The organism is Nesterenkonia aethiopica (genome assembly GCF_039534665.1).
GTDB classification, from domain to species: Bacteria; Actinomycetota; Actinomycetes; order Actinomycetales; family Micrococcaceae; genus Nesterenkonia; species Nesterenkonia aethiopica.
This window is the reverse complement of sequence record NZ_BAAAVT010000039.1, coordinates 1-1661: the sequence shown is the minus strand read 5'-3', so window position 1 is coordinate 1661 and position 1661 is coordinate 1. Positions and strand designations below refer to the sequence as shown.

At 61.3% G+C, this 1661-nt stretch carries 3 protein-coding genes; all 3 read right to left on the bottom strand.

Annotation, left to right across the window (positions count from 1 at the left end; genetic code table 11):
• Positions 1–727: IS256 family transposase (locus ABD658_RS15235; protein ID WP_344744960.1), on the bottom strand; the 727-nt coding region annotated here is incomplete at its 3' end.
• Between the two features lie 98 nt (positions 728–825).
• Positions 826–1002 (bottom strand): transposase, encoded by a 177-nt coding sequence (locus tag ABD658_RS15390; protein WP_425574516.1) that lies wholly within the window; start codon positions 1000–1002, stop codon positions 826–828.
• Between the two features lie 97 nt (positions 1003–1099).
• Positions 1100–1264, bottom strand: coding sequence for a helix-turn-helix domain-containing protein (locus tag ABD658_RS15385; protein ID WP_425544573.1), 165 nt, complete (start codon positions 1262–1264; stop codon positions 1100–1102).
• Between the last annotated feature and the right edge of the window lie 397 nt (positions 1265–1661).

Genomic DNA, 1661 nt, shown 5'->3' with positions numbered 1-1661 from the left:
CACGGTTAGCCAGGTCAGCGCAGACGTGGGCCCAGAACGCCGAGCCCTCGGTGTCCTGGACCCAGATCCCCAGCACATGCTTGATGCCCTCGAGATCGACACCGACGGCGATATAGGCAGCCCGGTTGATCACCTGGCTGTTCTCCCGGATCTTGATGCGGATTGCGTCGAGATAGATGACCGGGTAGAACTCTTCCAGCGGCCGTGACTGCCAGGCCAGGACCTCCTCGCTGACGGCATCGGTGATGTTACTGATCGTCTCGTGAGACAGGTCGGTGCCGATCGTGGAGGCCAGGTGGTGCTGGATATCGCGGATCGTCATGCCCCCGGCATAGAGGCTGATGATCATGTCATCCAGGCCCCCGAGGCGCCGCTGGCCCTTGGGAACCAGCCGGGGGATGAACGACCCGCCCCGATCCCGGGGGACCTCCAGATCGATCGGTCCGATCTCAGAGGTGACTGTCTTCGACGTGGTCCCGTTGCGGGAGTTGGGGTGCTTCGAGGCCTCCGGCGATCCCTTCTCGTAGCCCAGATGGCTGGTCAGCTCGGCCTGCAGGCCCCGCTCGAGTGCGGCCTTGACCAGCGCGGGGACGAACCCGCCGTCTCCGGTCAGTTCGACCTGGCCGGCATCGATCTGCGCGAACAGGGCATCAAGTTCCCCCGAGGCCTTCAGCTGCTCGACCAGCTCCTGGCCCGAAGGCTCGGCTGGGTTCTTCTCCTCAGTCATGGTCATGATTCTTACCGTTCCTCTCGGTACGGCTTACACAGACCATCTGACACGCCCCACCCTGGCGGCCTAAGAGTAAACTGTCACCTGTTCCTGCATCAGCCCCTGCTCAGCCCGGGGATCTCGCCACGGTCGATCCGGTCTTGTCGGCGCCAGGCATAGATCGTCTGGTCACTGATCTGCAGGTCGTGGGCGATGCTCGCGACGCTCCGCCCCGCGTTGAGTAGGTCCAGGACTCTACGTCGAAACTCAGCGGGGTAGCCTCTTCGTCCCATGTGGCACTCCAATGCTCGCGACACCAGAATCCACGAAATCCAAACTCCTCGGAACTCAGGACGGACCAGTTCTTCTCCTCAGTCATAGTCATGATTCTTACCGTTCCTCTCGGTACGGCTCACACATACCATCTGACACGCCCCCGCCATTGGCACCATGGGGCTTCCCTGCCTGAGACTGAGACACCCAGCGATCCACCGTCGAGAGCGAAACCCCGCAGGCCGCAGCAGCCTTCCGAATACTAATCCGCTCACTGACCATGCTGATCACAGCTTCGAAGACATCATCCCCATAGCGAACGACACGGGAGTTGGGTCCAGCGGGCTCCAAAGCAACTCCTGAAGGTCAAGCCGGTGCAACCACCTATAGAACCCGCCACGTGAATCAGACACACTCACCAGACCATCCTGGGCCCATTGGGCCGGAGCCCCCAGGTCCATCCAAGAGTCAGACCCACCGGTCCACGAGATTCATAGTTAAGAGCCACGTAGACCAATCGACACCGTGTCCACGATCAAGGGGCAAAGCCCTCTCCTGGATAGCAGACTTGTCAGACATATTCTAGCCGTCCTGGATGGTCGAGTCGTTGAGCGGGCTGTACTGATCCACCCAGGGGAACACCACTTCCATCAGCAGCAGCACGACGGCGGCCAACAGC